The organism is Microbacterium sp. NPDC056736 (genome assembly GCF_042790415.1).
GTDB lineage: Bacteria > Actinomycetota > Actinomycetes > Actinomycetales > Microbacteriaceae > Microbacterium.
Genome location: NZ_JBHTZE010000001.1, coordinates 47269 through 63597, shown reverse-complemented (window position 1 = coordinate 63597; position 16329 = coordinate 47269). Strand labels below are relative to the sequence as shown.

Annotated in this window: 16 protein-coding genes; 10 read left to right on the top strand and 6 right to left on the bottom strand. The window is 72.1% G+C overall.

Annotated elements, in window-relative coordinates:
* Position 1: 1 nt before the first annotated feature.
* Both ACFRAL_RS00295 and ACFRAL_RS00290 read left to right on the top strand, forming a co-directional pair.
* Positions 2 to 1477, top strand: coding sequence for an ABC transporter ATP-binding protein (locus ACFRAL_RS00295; RefSeq protein WP_378878597.1), 1476 nt, complete (start codon positions 2 to 4; stop codon positions 1475 to 1477).
* The gene (locus tag ACFRAL_RS00290) at positions 1474 to 2280 is read left to right on the top strand and encodes an energy-coupling factor transporter transmembrane component T (protein ID WP_336394392.1); all 807 of its coding nucleotides are present in this window, start codon (positions 1474 to 1476) and stop codon (positions 2278 to 2280) included. The genes ACFRAL_RS00295 and ACFRAL_RS00290 overlap by 4 nt, the downstream gene beginning before the upstream one ends.
* A 67-nt stretch (positions 2281 to 2347) precedes the next feature.
* Here ACFRAL_RS00290 and ACFRAL_RS00285 read toward each other — a convergent pair whose 3' ends face one another.
* The 3 genes from ACFRAL_RS00285 to ACFRAL_RS00275 are packed head-to-tail and all read right to left on the bottom strand — an operon-like array spanning position 2348 to position 3967.
* Complete coding sequence (locus ACFRAL_RS00285; protein ID WP_378878595.1) at positions 2348 to 2854, bottom strand: SRPBCC family protein; 507 nt, start codon at positions 2852 to 2854, stop codon at positions 2348 to 2350.
* The gene (locus tag ACFRAL_RS00280; protein WP_378878593.1) at positions 2851 to 3576 is read right to left on the bottom strand and encodes a phosphotransferase; all 726 of its coding nucleotides are present in this window, start codon (positions 3574 to 3576) and stop codon (positions 2851 to 2853) included. The genes ACFRAL_RS00285 and ACFRAL_RS00280 overlap by 4 nt, the downstream gene beginning before the upstream one ends.
* 40 nt (positions 3577 to 3616) lie before the next feature.
* Complete coding sequence (locus ACFRAL_RS00275) at positions 3617 to 3967, bottom strand: DUF488 domain-containing protein (RefSeq protein ID WP_378878591.1); 351 nt, start codon at positions 3965 to 3967, stop codon at positions 3617 to 3619.
* A 167-nt stretch (positions 3968 to 4134) separates the two neighbouring features.
* On the opposite strand from ACFRAL_RS00275, the gene ACFRAL_RS00270 reads away from it, so the two are divergent.
* The 4 genes from ACFRAL_RS00270 (at position 4135) to ACFRAL_RS00255 (ending at position 7139) form a co-directional block, all read left to right on the top strand.
* Positions 4135 to 4896, top strand: coding sequence for an SDR family NAD(P)-dependent oxidoreductase (locus tag ACFRAL_RS00270; protein ID WP_336394396.1), 762 nt, complete (start codon positions 4135 to 4137; stop codon positions 4894 to 4896).
* A 9-nt stretch (positions 4897 to 4905) separates the two neighbouring features.
* Entirely contained in the window at positions 4906 to 5682 is a 777-nt protein-coding gene (locus tag ACFRAL_RS00265) for an enoyl-CoA hydratase/isomerase family protein (RefSeq protein ID WP_378878589.1), read from the top strand.
* Between the two features lie 152 nt (positions 5683 to 5834).
* Positions 5835 to 6674: an SDR family oxidoreductase gene (locus tag ACFRAL_RS00260; protein ID WP_378878587.1), complete on the top strand. Its 840-nt coding sequence runs from the start codon at positions 5835 to 5837 to the stop codon at positions 6672 to 6674.
* Positions 6675 to 6731: 57 nt separating this feature from the next.
* Entirely contained in the window at positions 6732 to 7139 is a 408-nt protein-coding gene (locus tag ACFRAL_RS00255) for a VOC family protein (protein WP_378878585.1), read from the top strand.
* 9 nt (positions 7140 to 7148) lie between these two features.
* Here the strand turns inward: ACFRAL_RS00255 and ACFRAL_RS00250 are convergent, their stop codons facing one another.
* The 3 genes from ACFRAL_RS00250 to ACFRAL_RS00240 are packed head-to-tail and all read right to left on the bottom strand — an operon-like array spanning position 7149 to position 9180.
* A complete protein-coding gene (locus tag ACFRAL_RS00250) occupies positions 7149 to 8042 on the bottom strand; it encodes a Cof-type HAD-IIB family hydrolase (protein ID WP_378878583.1) in 894 nt (297 codons plus the stop codon).
* Positions 8042 to 8680: a LysE family translocator gene (locus tag ACFRAL_RS00245; RefSeq protein ID WP_378880183.1), complete on the bottom strand. Its 639-nt coding sequence runs from the start codon at positions 8678 to 8680 to the stop codon at positions 8042 to 8044. The genes ACFRAL_RS00250 and ACFRAL_RS00245 overlap by 1 nt, the downstream gene beginning before the upstream one ends.
* A gap of 32 nt (positions 8681 to 8712) precedes the next feature.
* Positions 8713 to 9180 carry a GNAT family N-acetyltransferase gene (locus tag ACFRAL_RS00240; protein WP_336394402.1) on the bottom strand — a complete coding sequence of 156 codons (468 nt, stop codon included), beginning with the start codon at positions 9178 to 9180 and terminating at the stop codon, positions 8713 to 8715.
* A 119-nt stretch (positions 9181 to 9299) separates the two neighbouring features.
* Between ACFRAL_RS00240 and rlmN the strand changes: the two genes are divergently transcribed.
* From rlmN to ACFRAL_RS00220, 4 genes are all read left to right on the top strand, one after another.
* A complete protein-coding gene (rlmN, locus tag ACFRAL_RS00235) occupies positions 9300 to 10544 on the top strand; it encodes a 23S rRNA (adenine(2503)-C(2))-methyltransferase RlmN (protein ID WP_378878580.1) in 1245 nt (414 codons plus the stop codon).
* Between the two features lie 88 nt (positions 10545 to 10632).
* Positions 10633 to 12255, top strand: coding sequence for a DUF4407 domain-containing protein (locus tag ACFRAL_RS00230; protein ID WP_378878578.1), 1623 nt, complete (start codon positions 10633 to 10635; stop codon positions 12253 to 12255).
* 154 nt (positions 12256 to 12409) lie between these two features.
* Entirely contained in the window at positions 12410 to 14143 is a 1734-nt protein-coding gene (locus tag ACFRAL_RS00225; protein ID WP_378878576.1) for an ABC transporter ATP-binding protein, read from the top strand.
* A complete protein-coding gene (locus ACFRAL_RS00220) occupies positions 14140 to 16254 on the top strand; it encodes an ABC transporter ATP-binding protein (RefSeq protein ID WP_336394406.1) in 2115 nt (704 codons plus the stop codon). Before ACFRAL_RS00225 ends, ACFRAL_RS00220 begins: the two co-directional genes overlap by 4 nt.
* The last annotated feature ends 75 nt before the right edge of the window (positions 16255 to 16329 follow it).

Here is a 16329-nt window from a genome sequence, read left to right as displayed (position 1 = left end):
GATGCCGGGCACCCGTCCTGGCCGCATCACCGCGGCGGGCTGGGGGTGGCGCTACGCCGGGCGGCGCGCGCCGGCGGTGCGCGACATTACCTTCACGATCGAGCCGGGTGAGCGCGTGCTGCTGCTCGGCGCCTCGGGCGCGGGCAAGTCGACGCTGCTGGCCGGGATGGCGGGGCTCCTCGGCGGCGCCGACGAGGGTGACGAGACCGGCTCGCTGCTCATCGACGGCGAGCGCGCCGAAGCGCACCGCGGACGCGTCGGCCTGGTGCTCCAGGACCCCGACGCCGGTGTCGTGCTGGCCAAGGTGGGCGACGATGTGGCGTTCGGGGCCGAGAACCTCGGGGTGCCGGCGGCCGAGATCCCGGCGCGCGTGACCGAGGCGCTCGACGCGGTGGGGCTGCGCGTCCCGCTCGGCCGGCCCACCAAGGCGCTCTCCGGTGGCCAGAAGCAGCGCCTCGCGCTGGCCGGGGTGCTCGCGATGCGCCCGGGCGTGCTCCTGCTGGACGAGCCGACCGCGAACCTCGACCCCGACGGGGTGCGCGAGGTGCGCGCGAGCGTCGAGCGGGTGCTGGCCGAGACGGGGGCCACGCTCGTGGTGATCGAGCACCGCACCGCGGTGTGGGCCGATCTCATGGACCGGGTCATCGTCGTCGGCGCGGACGGCGGACTCCTCGCCGACGGCACCCCGGCCGACGTGTTCGCCCGTCACGGCGCGGACCTCGCGGCCGCGGGGGTCTGGGTGCCGGGGATGCCCGTCGACCTGCCCGTGCTGCCCGCCGCTCAGCCCGACGCGGCGGCGGCGCTGGCGGCATCCGCTCTCTCCCTCTCGCGGGACGGGCGGTCGATCGTGCGCGCCGGGCTCGACCTGACCGTGCCCCGTGGCGCGGCGACCGCCATCACCGGGCCCAACGGCGCCGGCAAGTCCACGCTCGCCCTCACCCTCGCAGGGCTGCTGCCCGAGGCGGCGGGGGAGGTCGTCGCGGCCCCCGAGCTGGCGGGGCGGTCGGGGCGCCGCCCGTCGCGCTGGACGTCGCGAGAGCTGCTCACCCGCATCGGCACGGTGTTCCAGGAGCCCGAGCACCAGTTCCTCGCCTCGTCGGTGCGCGACGAGCTCGCCATCGGCCCGCGCTCGCGCGGCGTCGACGCGGCGGCCGTCGCCGTGATCGTCGACGAGCTGCTCGAGCGGCTGCACCTCGCCCCGCTCGCCGCGGCGAACCCGTTCACGCTGTCGGGCGGGCAGAAGCGCCGGCTGTCGGTCGCCACCGTGCTCGCCGACGCGCCGCCGGTCATCGTGCTCGACGAGCCCACCTTCGGGCAGGACCGCCGCGGCTGGATCGAGCTCGTGCAGCTGCTGCAGTCCGAGATCGCCGCCGGTACGACGGTCGTCGCCGTCACCCATGACGAGGACGTGCTGCGCCACCTCGGCGGCCATCGCATCGAGCTCGGCGCCCCCGTCCCGGCAGGAGCTCGGCCGTGACCGCGGTCGAGGCGCGCGAGGGCGTCCCGGAGGCGACCGCCGAGGCGCGCGCGTGGCTGGACGGCGTCAACCCGGTCACCCGGATCGTGCTCGCGCTGCTGCTGTCGGTGCCGCTCCTCGCCTCGATCGACGTCACCAGCTCGCTCGTCGCGATCGCGCTGCAGCTCGTCTGCATCCCGCTCACCGGCCTCGCCGTCGTGACCGTGCTGATGCGGATGCTGCCGGTCCTGGTCTTCGCGCCGGTCGCGGGGGTGAGCATGCTGCTGTACGCCGAGCCCGGGGGGACCGTCCACTGGTCGTTCTGGTACGCGACGATCAGCGACGACTCGATCGCCCTCGCCGTCGCGGTGTGCCTGCGGGTGCTCGCGCTGGCGTTGCCCACCATCCTCCTCTTCGGGCGCACCGACCCCACCGAGCTCGCCGACGCGCTCGCCCAGGTGGCGAAGCTGCCGAGCCGGTTCGTGCTCGGCGTGCTGGCCGGCACCCGCACGCTGGGCCTCTTCCTCGACGACTGGCGCAGCATGCAGCTGGCGCGCCGCGCGCGCGGGGTCGGCGACACCGGTGCCGTCCGCCGCTTCCTCTCCATGGCGTTCGTGCTGCTGGTGTTCGCCGTCCGCCGCGGCACGAAGCTCGCGATGGCGATGGAGGCACGCGGCTTCGGGTCCGGCATCCCGCGCACGTGGTCGCGCCCGTCGCGCCTGCACGCACGGGACGCCGTGGCGCTGGCGGGCGGTGTGGCGATCATGGCCGCGGCGATCGGCGCCGCGGTGGCCGTCGGCACCTTCCGCTTCGTGTGGTCCTGACACCGGTCGGCGGCGAGCATCCGACCGGGCGGCCCGCCGCGTCAGTCCGCGGCGTCAGTCCGCGGCGTCAGTCCGCGGCGACGAGCCTCTCGTACGCCGGCTGCAGCGCCGGGAAGTAGTCGTCCCACCTGACCTCGTCGGGATCCAGGCCCGCCTGCGCCGCCACCAGCCGGTCCAGGTAGTACTCCCAGCCCGGGCCGATCGACCCCACGTCCTCACTGGGATTCAGGCGCTGCCCGAAGGTGAGCACGGTGTCTCCTGGCACGTCCTCCGCGAGCTCGAACCACAGGTGCCACGAGCCGCTGCCCTGCGACGTGTCGCCGGAGAACCGCCGCGGGCGATCGCACTCGAGGATCGTGTACTCCTCCGGCTCCGGCTCCTGTCCCTCCGCGGTCATGTAGAAGGTCACGCGGCCGGACGCCGGATCGCCCTCCCAGCGCCCGATCCAGCGCTCGAGGCGCTCGGACTCGGTCAGCTCCCGCCACACCGCATCGGCGGTCGCCCGAAACCGCCGGAGGATGACGAGGTTCGGGTGTCCGTCGATCTTGCAGACGGTGCCGGTGATTTCGGTCATGTCGCGTTCCAGAGGTCTCGGTAGTACGACAGGCGCTCGCGGTCGGGGGCGACCCCGTACGCCTCGATGAGGGCGTCCTCCCATCCCTCGCCATAGTTCCACGCCGTCGACATCGACGCCACGGCGATGTCCGCCCAGCGGTCGGCGACCCCCAGCGTCCCCAGGTCGACGTGGGCGACCCACCGGCCGTCGTCGCCGATGAGCGTGTTGGGGCAGCACGCGTCGCCGTGGCACACGACGAGACGGTCGACCGGCGGCGGCTCGCGCAGCGCATCGGGCACGCGGATGCCGCGCCCCGCCGCATTCGCGATGCGCCCGGCGACACCCCAGTCGAACGGGCAGTCCGCGACCGGCAGCGCGTCGTGCAGGGCCCGGAGGCCCTCGCCGACCGCCCGGACGGCGGTCGCGGGATCGGCGACCCAGCGGGGGTCGACGGCCGAGAGACCGGGGAGTGCGGTCGTCACCAACCACTCGTGCGTGTCGTCGCCGCCGACCTCGAGCACGCGCGGCACGGCGATGCGGGCGACGGCCCAGTCGAGCCGCTCGGCCTCGCCGGCGAAGGACGATTCGGCGTTGCGCGGGCCGTGCTTGATGTACCGGCCGTCGTCGGTGCGGAAGGTCACCCCGCCGTAATCGTTGCGCCACACCGGCACGAGGCGCGTCCCGCCCGCGAGCAGGCGCACGCGCGGCGGCACGACGACGTCTTCAGCCGGGATCGACACCCTCCCATCCTGCCGGGTCAGGCCCCGAGGACCTCCCGGGTCAGGCCTCGAGGACCTCCCGCAGGATGAGCGCGTGGTTGTGGGACTCGTCGGCGACGGCGTGCAGCAGCGTCACGACCGGGTGGGCGGCCAGCTCCGCGCGCAGCGACGCGACGGCCGTGCGCGTGGGGCCGTCGAGCTCGGCGCGGTAGGCGGTCTCGAAGTCCGCCCACGACAGGTCGCCGTGGTGGAACTCCCTGCGCAGGTCCGTCGAGGGCGCCACCTCCTTCGCCCACAGGTCGAGGGCGGCGCGCTCCTTCGTCAGCCCGCGCGGCCAGAGCCTGTCCACCAGCACGCGGAACCCGTCGTCCGGGTCGGGGTCCTCGTACACGCGCTTGAGCCGGATCTCCACCCGTCCAGTCAACCCCGCCCGCCGCTGCCGCGCCACCGCGCGGCGTGACCGATCGGCGGTCGCACGACTAGCCTGGGGGCGGCGGCCTCCCAGCGTCGCGGCTGATACTCAGTCCCGCGTATGCTGGTACGCGGTTTCGCGACATTCCGGACTTCGAAGGAGAATCCATGGATCTGACGGATGCCTCGGCCCTCGTCACCGGCGGCGCGAGCGGGCTCGGCCTCGCCACCGCACGGCGCCTCGCCGCGGCGGGCGCCCTCGTCACGATCGTGGACCTCCCCACTTCCGCCGGGGCCGGCGTCGCCGCCGAGCTCGGCGGGTCGTTCGCCCCCGCCGATGTCACCGACCCGGAGCAGGTCGCGGCCGCGGTGACGACGGCGGCGGCATCCGCTCCGCTGCGGGTCGTGGTCAACTGCGCCGGCATCGCGCCGCCGGCCAAGGTGCTCGACCGCGAGGGCCGCCCGACGCCGCTGGACGCGTTCGAGCGGATCGTGCGCGTCAACCTCGTCGGCACCTACAACGTCATCGCCCAGGCATCCGCCGTCATGGCCAGGACCGATCCCACCGCGGACGGCGATCGCGGCGTCATCGTCAGCACGGCGAGCGTCGCGGCGTTCGACGGACAGATCGGTCAGCCCGCGTACTCGGCGTCGAAGGGCGGCGTGCACGCGATGACCCTGCCGATCGCGCGCGAGCTCGCGCGGTACGGCATCCGCGTCGTCACGATCGCCCCCGGCATCATGGAGACCCCCATGCTCGCCTCGCTGCCCCAGGCCGCGCAGGACTCCCTCGGCGAGCAGGTGCCGTATCCGAACCGCCTCGGCAGGCCGGACGAGTACGCGCGTCTGGTGATGTCGATCGTCGACAACGGCTACCTCAACGGCGAGACCATCCGCCTCGACGGCGCCATCCGCATGGCGCCGAAGTAAGGAAACCGCATGAGCGACTCGATCCTCGTCACCCGCGACGGCGCCCTGGCGCGCGTGACGTTCAACAGGCCCGCCTTCCTCAACGCCATGGGCTTCGAGATGGGCGGCCGCTGGCGCGACGTGGCGCACGAGCTCACGTCCGACGACTCGGTCGGAGCCATCATCCTGGATGCCGCCGGCCCGGCCTTCTGCGCCGGCGGCGACGTGCTCGAGATGGCGACGTCGGGGGCCTCCGGTGCCGACGTCACGGCTGCCGCGCACACGATCCACGACGGCATCCGCACCTTCGCCGAATCCTCCACGCCGATCGTCGCCGCCGTGCAGGGCGCGGTCGCCGGCGGGGGCCTCGGGCTCATGCTGACGGCGGACTACATCGTCGCGTCCGACCAGGCGAAGTTCGTCAGCAAGTACGCCAACATCGGCCTGACGCCCGACCTGGGGGTCTCGACGCTGCTGCCGGCCGCCGTCGGGCAGCGTCGTGCCCTGCAGCTGCTGCTCCAGGACCTCACGATCGACGCGGCCACCGCGCTGGACTGGGGCCTGGTCACCGAGGTCGCGCCCGCGGGCGAGGTCGCGGCGCGGGCCGAGGCGGTCGCCCGGTTCTGGCTCGACGGCGCGACCGGTGCGTTCGGGCAGGCCAAGCGTCTCGTGCGCACCGGAGCCGGACGATCCTTCGCCGACAACCTGGACGACGAGGCGGCCTCGATCGGCGCCCGCTTCGACACCGACGAGTCGAAGGCCCGCGTCGCCGCCTTCGCCGCGGCATCCGCCAAATCCCGCCCCTGACCCCACCCCGCCCCAGACCCGCCCCCGCCCCCACCCAAACACCGTCGAGATACCGCGACCTCGCCGAACGACCACGTCATCGACGCCGACAACGTGCTAGCTCGCCGAGAACACACGATCTCGACGGAAGTGCGACCCGAAAGGACCCCGAGATGAGCGACAAGCCCCTCGCCGGCAAGACCATCCTGATGTCCGGCGGCAGCCGCGGCATCGGGCTCGCCATCGCCCTGCGCGCCGCCCACGACGGCGCGAACGTGGCACTCCTGGCCAAGACCGACACCCCGCACCCCAAGCTGGAGGGCACCGTGCACTCGGCCGCGGAGCAGATCCGCGAGGCGGGCGGTCAGGCGCTGCCGATCGTCGGCGACGTCCGCAACGACGACGACGTCACCGAGGCGGTGCTCAAGACACAGGGGGAGTTCGGCGGCATCGACATCGTCGTGAACAACGCCTCGGTCATCGACCTGTCCCGCTCGCTCGATCTCGACGCGAAGAAGTACGACCTCATGCAGGACGTGAACGTCCGCGGCACCTTCATGCTGTCGAGGGCCGCGGTGCCGATCCTGAAGGATGCCGCCAACCCGCACATCCTGTCGCTCTCGCCGCCCCTCAACCTGTCGCCGAAGTGGCTGGGAGGGCACACCGGCTACACGCTGGCGAAGTACGGGATGACCATGGCGACGCTGGGGCTCGCGGCCGAGTTCGCCGACGCGGGCATCGCCGCGAACACGCTGTGGCCGCGCACCACGATCGCCACGGCCGCCGTCAAGTTCGCCCTGGGCGGCGACCGCATGATGAAGGTGAGCCGGACCCCCGAGATCTACGCCGACGCCGCGTACGAGATCTTCACCAAGCCGTCGCGGTCGTTCACCGGCCGGACGCTCATCGTCGAGGACGTGCTCGAGGCGGCCGGCGTGACCGACTTCTCCGGCTACGCCGCCGTCCCGGGAACCCCCGACTCGGAGCTCTTCCCCGACATCTTCCTGGATTGACCCCGGGTCGGCCCGCACCGCCTTTCCGGGCCGACCGGGCCGACGTAGGGTGGCTCCATGGCGGTACGGAGCCTGTTCCCGATCCTGCTCGCGCGAGACCTTCCGGGCCTCGTGAGGTTCTACGAGACCGCGCTCGGCGCCTCGGTGCCCTACCGCTTCGCCGGCGGGGACGAGGACGACTACGTCTCGCTCCAGATCGGCGAGGTGTCGCTGGGCATCGGCCGCGACCTCGACGCGCTGCCGCCCTCGGTCGGCGACCGGGTCGCGCTGTGGTTCTACGTGGACGACGTCGACGCGACCTATGCGGCCTGGCTCGCGGCCGGCGGTCGTGCGGAGCAGCCGCCCGCCGACATGGCGTGGGGCGAGCGCGTCGCGCAGGTGCGGGACCCCGCCGGCAACCTCGTCAACCTCGGCGCCGAGCCGCCCGACGAGCCGCCCGAGCCGCCCGCAGCGCCGCCGGCGTGACGCGAGCGGTCAGATGAGGCCCAGGCGCCGGAAGGCGTTGGCGATCCCGTCGTCGAGCACGTCTGTGGTGACGAAGTCGGCGAGGGCCTTGAGCTCGGGGTGGGCGTTGCCCATCGCGACCGCGACGCCGCACACCTGGAACATCTCGACGTCGTTCCAGCTGTCTCCGACGGCGACGGCGTCGGCGGCGTCGATGCCGAGGCGGTCCAGCAGCAGCTCGATCGCGGAGCCCTTGGTCGTGTCGCGCTCGTTGATCTCGCCGTTCGAGCCGCCCGGCAGCGGCATGCTGCCCGGCACCACGAGGAACCGGTCCCCGAGGTCGGCGCGCAGCTGCTCGAGGCCGTCCTCGTGGTCGCTGACGAACACCGCCTTGTCGATGCGGCCGAGGTCGGCCTCTTCGATCGGCGGGAAGGTGCGCTGGGCCAGCCCCACCAGCGAGTCCTCCGGGCGCACCTCGCCGCCCGCGGCCTCGCGGGCCTCCAGTGCCGCGGCATAGTCGCGCATGAGCTCGGCCATGTCATCGCTGGCGTAGACGCCGTCGCGGGTCTGGAGGAAGAAGCGGATGCCGCGGCTGCGCATCGCCGCCAGCAGGCGCTCCGTCGCCTCGCGCGGGAGCGGGCGGTCGATGACGACCTCGTCGCCGGAGACGACCAGGGCGCCGGAGTTCGTCACCGCGCCGTCGAAGCCGATCTCGGCGACATTCGGGTGGATGTCGGCGGCGGAGCGCCCGGTGCTGAGGTAGACGAGGTGCCCGGCCGCGCGGGCGGCGCGCACGGCGTCGCCGGTCGAGGGGGCGACATACGATCCGTGCTCGAGGATCGTGCCGTCGACATCGAGGAAGATGATCCGCCGCCGGTGGGGACGCGTCGCGTCGGCGGCCGTTGAGCCTGTCAGAGTGGTCATCAGTGCTCGTTCCCGGTGAGGAGGAGGATGCCGCCGAGGCCGATCATGAGGCCGCCGCCGGTCGCGGACAGCCGCGCGATCCGCTTCGGCGATCGCCCGAACCAGCCGCGGGCGCCCGCGGCGATCAGCGCCCAGATCGCGTCGGAGACGAGCGCGATCGCGAAGAACACCAGGCCGAGCACGATCATCTGCAGCGGCACGGAGCCCGTCGAGAGGTCGACGAACTGGGGGAGCACCGCGACGAAGAACGCGATGGTCTTGGGGTTCGTCACGCCCACCACGAAGCCCTCGCCCAGCTGACGCCACGCCGAGCGGGGCAGGACGCCGCCGTCGGCCTCCGCCGCCGCCCGGTCGCGGTGCCGGATCGCCTGGATGCCGAGGTACACCAGGTACAGCGCGCCGGCGATCTTGAGGATCGTGAACAGCACGACCGACTGCGCCACGATGCCGCCCACGCCCAGCGCGACGAGTGCGATGACCGGCAGTAGCCCGAGGGCGTTGCCGAGCACGCTCAGCAGGCCGCCCACGCGCCCGAGCGCGAGTGCGCGCCCGATCGTGAAGAGCACGCTCGGGCCCGGAATCACGATCAGCACCAGCGCGGCGAGCGTGAAGGCGAGCAGGTTCTCGAGGGGGACCACGGTGCACACCCTAGCCTTCTCCGCCGGGCGGTTCAGAGCCGCTTGCGCAGGAACACCTGCTCGGTGCCGTCGTCGCCCTGGACGCGCTCGGTCTCGACGTAGCCCTCGCGCTCGTACAGGCGCAGGTTCGCCTCGCTGAGCGACCCGGTGAACAGCTCGGCCTCGGTCGCGCCCGCTTCCGCCCCGCGACGCTCGACGGCGGCCAGCAGCGTCGTGCCGATGCCTTCGCCGGCCCGGTCCGGCGCGATCGCGATGCGCCCGACGAGCAGCAGTGACCCGTCCAGGCGTGCCCGCACCGCGCCCACCATGCGGGGCCCGTCCAGCGCGACGCACCCGATGTTCTCGTGCAGCTCGGACTCGACCTCCTCGAGGGTCTGCGTCAGCGGCGGCATCTCGGGCGTCCCGTAGATCAGCGCCTCCTGCACGAACGCGGCGCGCTGGAGCGTCATCACCTCGCCGGCGTCGTCGGGGCGGATGGGGCGCACGGTCAGATCGTCCATGCGGCCACGCTAGCCAGGCGCTGCGCCGGCATGCGGGGGATTGACGGCGTCATCGGGCATCGGGCATCGGGCATCGGGCATCGGCATCCGTCCAGGCGTCGTCGCCTACCCTGGAACCCATGACCGAGTCCTCCCCCGTCCGCGCCACGAAGCCGAAGCAGGTGCGCCCGGCGACCGAGGGGTGGACCCAGAAGAAGGATGCCGAGGGGCGGCCGCTCCTGCAGTTCGCCAGTCCCAAGCGCGGCAAGCCCCCGGTGCACATGGCCGATCTCACTCCCGAGGAGCGGGTCGCGAAGGTGAAGGAGCTCGGGATGCCGGGCTTCCGCGCGAAGCAGCTCGAGAAGCACTACTTCCAGCACTGGACCCACGACCCGGCCGACATGACCGACCTGCCGGCCGAGGGCCGCGACGAGTTCGTGCACGGCGTGGTGCCCTCCCTCCTCACCGAGGTGCGGCGCCTCGAGACCGATCGCGGCGACACGATCAAGTTCCTGTGGAAGCTGCACGACGGCGCGCTCGTCGAGTCGGTGCTCATGCGCTACCCGGGCCGCATCACGCTGTGCGTCTCGAGCCAGGCCGGGTGCGGCATGAACTGTCCGTTCTGCGCGACCGGGCAGGCGGGCCTCACCCGCAACATGTCGGCGGCCGAGATCGTCGAGCAGATCGTGCGCGCCAACCGCCTCATCGCCGAGGGTGGACTCGGCGGCAAGAAGAAGACCGATCACTCCGCCGAACGAGTGTCGAACATCGTGTTCATGGGCATGGGCGAGCCGCTGGCGAACTACGCGCGGGTGATGCAGGCGGTGCGTGTCATGACCGACAAGCAGCACGGCCTCGGCATGAGCGCTCGCGGCATCACCGTGTCGACGGTCGGACTCGTGCCCGCGATCACGAAGCTCGCGAACGAGGACATCCCGGTGACCTTCGCGCTCTCGCTGCACGCGCCCGACGACAAGCTCCGCGACGAGCTGATCCCCGTCAACTCCCGCTGGAAGGTCGACGAGGCCCTCGACGCCGCCCGTGCGTACTTCGACAAGACCGGACGACGCGTCTCGATCGAGTACGCGCTCATCAAGGACATGAACGACCACGCGTGGCGCGCCGACCTCCTCGCCGAGAAGCTCAACGCCCGCGGGCGCGGCTGGGTGCACGTGAACCCGATCCCGCTCAACCCGACCCCCGGCTCCATCTGGACGGCGTCCGAGGTGCCGGTGCAGAACGAGTTCGTGCGGCGGCTCAACGACGCGGGCATCCCGACCACTCTCCGCGACACCCGCGGCAAGGAGATCGACGGCGCCTGCGGCCAGCTGGTCGCCACCGAGGAGGACGCCGCGGTCGCCGCGGCGACCCCGCTCGAGGTGTGACGGATTCCGGATGCCGCGGGCCGCGGCATCCGCTCGACGACGAGGGTCTTCCACCTGGCGTCCAGGTTGCGTTGTCTAGGGTGTCCGGATGTCTTTCTCCGCTCACCGGCCGGGCCGATTCGGCTCCGACGGCCGCATCGAGTTCGACGCGCCGGCCGATCAGGCCGATGAGCTGTACCTCGACGACGTCCGCGCCGCGCAGGCCGCCGGCGCGCGTGAGGACGGCGGGCGCGAGGACGGCGGAGGCCCGGACGACCCGTTCCCCGAGACGCGCCTGCTCGAGGACTCCTTCGCGATGAGCCCGACCGAGCCCGTCGCGGTCGAGGCCCCGCGGACCGCGCCGGAGCGTCAGCCGGCCGTCGGCGAGTGGGGCGCCGTGGACGAGCCCGCGCCCGCACCGCCGGAGCCTGAGGCGCACGAGCCGGCGGCGGCCGATGTCGCCGAACCGGCGGCGGAGGCATCCGTCCCCGTCACCCGCTCCCCGCGCGCGCAGCGCCGCCGCGAGCGGACCTCCGCCGCGCGACGCCTCGCCGTGCTCGGCGGAGCGGAGGGCTCGGTGCTCGACGAGGTGCCCACCGAGACGCCCCGCTTCGTGCAGATGTTCTTCGTGCTCGCCGGGACGGCGCTGGTCTCGGCCATCTCGATGTACTTCGCGCTCGTGACCGGGGTGCGGATCGCCGCCTTCGTCGCCGTGCCGCTCGCACTGGTGTGGGCGCTCATCATCTTCAACCTCGACCGCTTCCTCACCTCGACGATGCGCTCGACGCACAACGTGTGGCGGCTGATCGGGCTCGCGATCCCTCGTGTGATCATGGCGGCGGTGATCGGCATCGTCGTGGCCGAGCCCCTCGTGCTGCAGATCTTCCAGAACGACATCGCACGCGAGGTGAACGCGACCAACATCACGCAGGCGCAGTCGGATCAGGATGCCGTCACCTCGGGCCCGGAGAGGCAGGCGCTCGACGCCGCGAGCGAGCGGGTCGCCGCGTTGGAGAGCCAGGCGGCGACCGGCGTCGTCGACGGCGCCGAGACGACGACCGCGTCCGCCGCGGCGGCGCAGGCGTCCGTCGACGACCTCACCGCCAAGCTCGCCGAGCAGCAGCAGGTGATCGACCAGGCGCGGGCGATCTACCAGTGCGAGATCAACGGCCAGGGCGCCGGCGAGGTCGAGGGCTGCAGCGGCGTCGCCGGCGAGGGGGCGAGCTCCGAGGCCGCCGAGGCGCAGCTGGCCGCCGCGCAGGCCTCCTACGACGACCTCGCCGCGAAGCTGCGGTCGGCCCAGGCCGACCTCGCCGACGCCCAGGCGTCGGGCACGGCCGCCGCGAGCGCGTCGGAGGAGCAGAACAAGCAGCAGGCGCGCGACGAGCTGCCGGCTGCCCGCGAGCAGTACCAGGCGGCGCTCGCCGCGTACGACGCCCGGGCGGCGGAGATCGCGAGCGGCAACGCCGGCGCGGTCGGCCTGCTGAGCCAGATCGGCGCCCTGGAGCGGCTGGGGGAGCGCGAGCCGACGCTGAAGTGGGCGCACCTGCTCATCGCCGTGCTGTTCTTCATGATCGAGCTGCTGCCCGTGATCGTGAAGGTGCTCACGAGCTACGGCGACCCGTCGCTGTACGAGAAGGCCGACGCGCTGCGCCGGCAGGTGGCCCTCGACCGGGTCACGGCGCGCAGCTGGCGCGAGCGAGCCGGCATCGCGCAGGGCGCGGACGCCTGAGCGCCGCCGCGCGCGATCCGGCGGGCCCGTTCCGCTCTCGGTGAACGCGAATGCGCGATGTCGGCGGCCCGTGCCAGGGTGGGAGCCGCATCCATCCATCGCATGAGCCGGGCTTCGCCATGCCCTGCCGTGCCGCCGCATCCGGGAGACCTCCGTGCTGGCCAAGCTCCTCGTCCGCTACCTGAAGTCATCCGGGTGGCTGCTGCTGGGCGTGCTGGTGTTCCAGTTCGCCTCCGCTCTGGCATCGCTCTACCTGCCGAGCCTCAACGCCGACATCATCGACAACGGCGTCTCCCGGGGCGACACCGACTACATCTGGCGCACCGGCATGGTCATGCTGACGATCTCGCTCGGCCAGATCGTCGCCGCCATCATCGCGACGTACTTCGCGGCCCGGGCGGCGATGAAGCTCGGCCGCGACATGCGCGACGACATCTTCGAGCGCGTGTCGGCGTTCTCCGAGCGGGAGGTCACCGGCTTCGGCGCGGGCTCCCTCATCACCCGCAACACCAACGACGTGCAGCAGGTGCAGATGCTCACGATGATGGGCGCGACCTTCCTCGTCTCCGCGCCGCTCCTCGCCGTCGGCGGGATCATCCTGGCGATCGACCAGGCGGCGAGCCTCGCCTGGATCCTCGCCATCGCGGTCCCCGTGCTGCTGCTGGTCGCCGGCGTCGTGATCGCCCGCATGGTTCCGCTGTTCCGCAGCTTCCAGGGCAAGCTCGACGGCGTCAACCGCATCATGCGCGAGCAGCTGACCGGCATCCGCGTCATCCGGGCGTTCGTGCGAGAGCCCATCGAGGAGGAGCGCTTCCGCGTCGCGAACACCGACATCATGGTGGTCGGCCGCAAGGTGGGCTCGCTGTTCGTGCTGCTGTTCCCGGCCGTGATGCTCATCCTCAACGTCACGGTCATCGGCGTGATCTGGTTCGGCGGCATGCAGGTCGACAGCGGCGAGATCCAGATCGGCACGCTCTTCGCCTTCATGCAGTACGCCATGATCATCCTCTCGGGCGTCCTCATGGCGAGCTTCATGACGCTGATGATCCCGCGCGCGGCCGTCTCGGCCGAGCGCATCGGCGAAGTCCTCGACACGCGCTCCACGCTGGTGCGCCCGGCGGACGCCGTCGCCGCGTTCCCCGAGCCGGGGGCGGTCGAGTTCCGCGGCGTCACCTTCACCTATCCCGGCGCCGAGCACCCCATCCTCGCGGACGTCACGTTCCGAGCGGATCCGGGTGAGACGGTCGCCGTCGTCGGCTCGACGGGTGCGGGCAAGACGACCCTGGTCTCGCTCATCCCGCGGCTGTTCGACGTCACCGACGGCGCGGTGCTCGTGGGCGGCGTCGACGTCCGGCGGGCAGACCTCGACGCCCTGTGGCGGACGATCGGCCTCGTGCCGCAGCGCCCGTTCCTGTTCACCGGCACCGTCGGCTCCAACCTGCGGTTCGGGCGGGAGGATGCCACCGACGCCGAGCTCTGGCGGGCGCTCGAGATCGCCCAGGCCAGCGACTTCGTCAGCCAGATGGACGGCGGGCTCGACGCGCGCATCGCGCAGGGCGGCACGAACGTGTCGGGCGGCCAGCGCCAGCGCCTCGCGATCGCGCGGGCGATCGTCCACGACCCGCGCGTGCTCGTGTTCGACGACTCGTTCTCGGCGCTCGACCTCACGACGGACGCGAGGCTGAGGCAGGCACTGTGGCGGGAGCTGCCGCACGTCACGAAGATCGTCGTCGCGCAGCGCGTCTCGACGATCATCGACGCCGACCGCATCGTCGTGCTCGACGACGGCGGCGTGGTCGGGCTCGGCACGCACGAGGAGCTGCTCGAGAGCAGCCAGACGTACCGCGAGATCGTCGAATCCCAGCTCGGAGCGGAGGTCGCCCGATGAGCGAGCAGCAGCCCAGGTCCCGCCGCCGCGTTCAGGACGCCGTCGCGGAGCTCAGCGCCGAGGAGAAGGCCGAGATCGAGCTCGGCGAGCAGGCGCGCATCGCCGCGGACGACTGGAGCGGCGCGGTCGCCCCCGGCAAGGCCGCTCACTTCGGTCCGTCGTTCCGTCGCCTGCTCGGGCTGCTCAAGCCGCACGCGGTCGCGTTCACGCTGGCGACGGTCCTCGGCGCGGCGGGCGTCGTGCTCGCCGTGCTGTCGCCGAAGGTGCTCGGCGAGGCGACGAACATCCTCTTCGAGGGCGTCGTGTCGTCGATGGCACCGGCGGGCACCACGAAGGAGCAGGTGGTCGCCGGCCTCGAGGCGCAGGGACAGCAGGATCTCGCGAACATCGTCCAGGCGATGCAGCACTTCGTGCCGGGCGCCGGCGTCGACTTCCTGGCGCTGAGCCGCGTGCTGCTGATCGTGCTCGCACTCTACTTCGCGTCGGCGCTGCTGATGTGGCTGCAGGGCTACGTCATGAACGTCATCATGGTGCGCCTCATCTGGCGCCTCCGCGAAGACGTCGAGGCGAAGGTCAACCGCCTTCCGCTGCGGTACTTCGACCGGGTGCAGCGCGGCGAGCTCATCTCCCGGGTCACCAACGACATCGACAACATCACCCAGATGATGCAGCAGTCGCTGTCGCAGGCGCTCACCGCGGTGCTGACGGTCGTCGGCGTGCTCATCATGATGCTGTCGATCTCGTGGCAGCTGACGCTCGTGGTGCTGGTGAGCTTCCCGCTCATGGGCGTGCTGTTCGGCGTCATCGGGCCGCGCTCGCAGAAGGCGTTCGGCACGCAGTGGCGCAAGGTCGGGCGCCTCAACGCGCGCGTGGAGGAGTCGTTCTCGGGGCACGCGCTGGTCAAGGTGTACGGCCGCGAGCAGAGCTCGCGCGAGGCGTTCCGGGCCGAGAACGAAGAGCTGTACCAGGCGTCGTTCATGGCGCAGTTCCTCTCGAACACGATGATGCCCGCCATGATGTTCATCGGGAACCTCACCTACGTGGGCATCGCGGTCTTCGGAGCGCTCATGGTCGCCGGCGGCCAGCTCCGGCTGGGCGACGTGCAGGCGTTCATCCAGTACTCGCAGCAGTTCACCCAGCCGCTGTCGCAGCTCGGCGGCATGGCTGCCGTGGTGCAATCCGGCACCGCATCCGCGGAGCGGGTCTTCCAGATCCTCGACGAGCCCGAGCAGGAGCCGGATGCCTCCGACGCGCCGGCGCCGGTCGACGGCGACGGGACGATCGAGTTCCAGGACGTGGCGTTCTCCTACTCGGCCGACCACCCGCTCATCCACGACCTGTCGTTCCGCGTCGAGCCCGGGCAGACGGTGGCGATCGTCGGCCCCACGGGTGCCGGCAAGACGACGCTGGTCAACCTGCTCATGCGGTTCTACGAGCTGGACAGCGGGCGCATCCTGCTCAACGGGCAGGACATCTCGCTGCTCACCCGGCGCGACATGCGGGCGAAGACGGGCATGGTGCTCCAGGATCCGTGGCTGTTCGCCGGGACGATCCGCGAGAACATCCGCTATGGCCGTGCCGACGCCACCGACGACGAGATCCTCGCCGCCGCCCGCGCGACGTACGTCGAGCGGTTCGTGCACTCGCTGCCCGACGGCTACGACACGCTCCTCGACGAGGAGGCGTCCAACATCTCGGCGGGCGAGAAGCAGCTGATCACGATCGCGCGCGCGTTCGTGGCGCAGCCGTCCGTGCTGATCCTCGACGAGGCGACGAGCTCGGTCGACACCCGCACCGAGCTGCTGCTGCAGCACGCGATGGCGGCGCTGCGAGAGGGCCGCACGTCGTTCGTGATCGCACACCGCCTGTCGACCATCCGCGACGCCGACCTCATCCTCGTGATGGAGAACGGCGGGATCGTCGAGCAGGGCACGCACGACGAGCTCATCGCCGTCAAGGGCGCGTACTTCCGGCTGTACAACTCGCAGTTCCAGCAGGCCGCGACCGACGTCGACGACGAGGCGCCCGCCCTCGCCGACGCCGGCCAGCCCGATGCGGCGCGCGTGGTGCCGGACGACGCGACCGAAGGGGAGACGGCCTCGGTGAGCTGAGACCGCGGGCTCGACAGCAGTCGAGCCCTCGGCATCCGTTCGCAAATGGACGCGCGCGCGCCGACCCCATGGCGC

Bases quoted from the DNA above. Each gene is read 5' to 3' on its own strand.
- ACFRAL_RS00295 (WP_378878597.1), top strand. From the start codon at position 2: ATGCCGGGCACCCGTCCTGGCCGCATCACCGCGGCGGGCTGGGGGTGG.
- ACFRAL_RS00285 (WP_378878595.1), bottom strand. From the start codon at position 2,854: ATGACCGAAATCACCGGCACCGTCTGCAAGATCGACGGACACCCGAAC.
- ACFRAL_RS00270 (WP_336394396.1), top strand. From the start codon at position 4,135: ATGGATCTGACGGATGCCTCGGCCCTCGTCACCGGCGGCGCGAGCGGG.
- ACFRAL_RS00265 (WP_378878589.1), top strand. From the start codon at position 4,906: ATGAGCGACTCGATCCTCGTCACCCGCGACGGCGCCCTGGCGCGCGTG.
- ACFRAL_RS00260 (WP_378878587.1), top strand. From the start codon at position 5,835: ATGAGCGACAAGCCCCTCGCCGGCAAGACCATCCTGATGTCCGGCGGC.
- ACFRAL_RS00255 (WP_378878585.1), top strand. From the start codon at position 6,732: ATGGCGGTACGGAGCCTGTTCCCGATCCTGCTCGCGCGAGACCTTCCG.
- ACFRAL_RS00250 (WP_378878583.1), bottom strand. From the start codon at position 8,042: ATGACCACTCTGACAGGCTCAACGGCCGCCGACGCGACGCGTCCCCAC.
- ACFRAL_RS00240 (WP_336394402.1), bottom strand. From the start codon at position 9,180: ATGGACGATCTGACCGTGCGCCCCATCCGCCCCGACGACGCCGGCGAG.
- rlmN (WP_378878580.1), top strand. From the start codon at position 9,300: ATGACCGAGTCCTCCCCCGTCCGCGCCACGAAGCCGAAGCAGGTGCGC.
- ACFRAL_RS00230 (WP_378878578.1), top strand. From the start codon at position 10,633: ATGTCTTTCTCCGCTCACCGGCCGGGCCGATTCGGCTCCGACGGCCGC.
- ACFRAL_RS00220 (WP_336394406.1), top strand. From the start codon at position 14,140: ATGAGCGAGCAGCAGCCCAGGTCCCGCCGCCGCGTTCAGGACGCCGTC.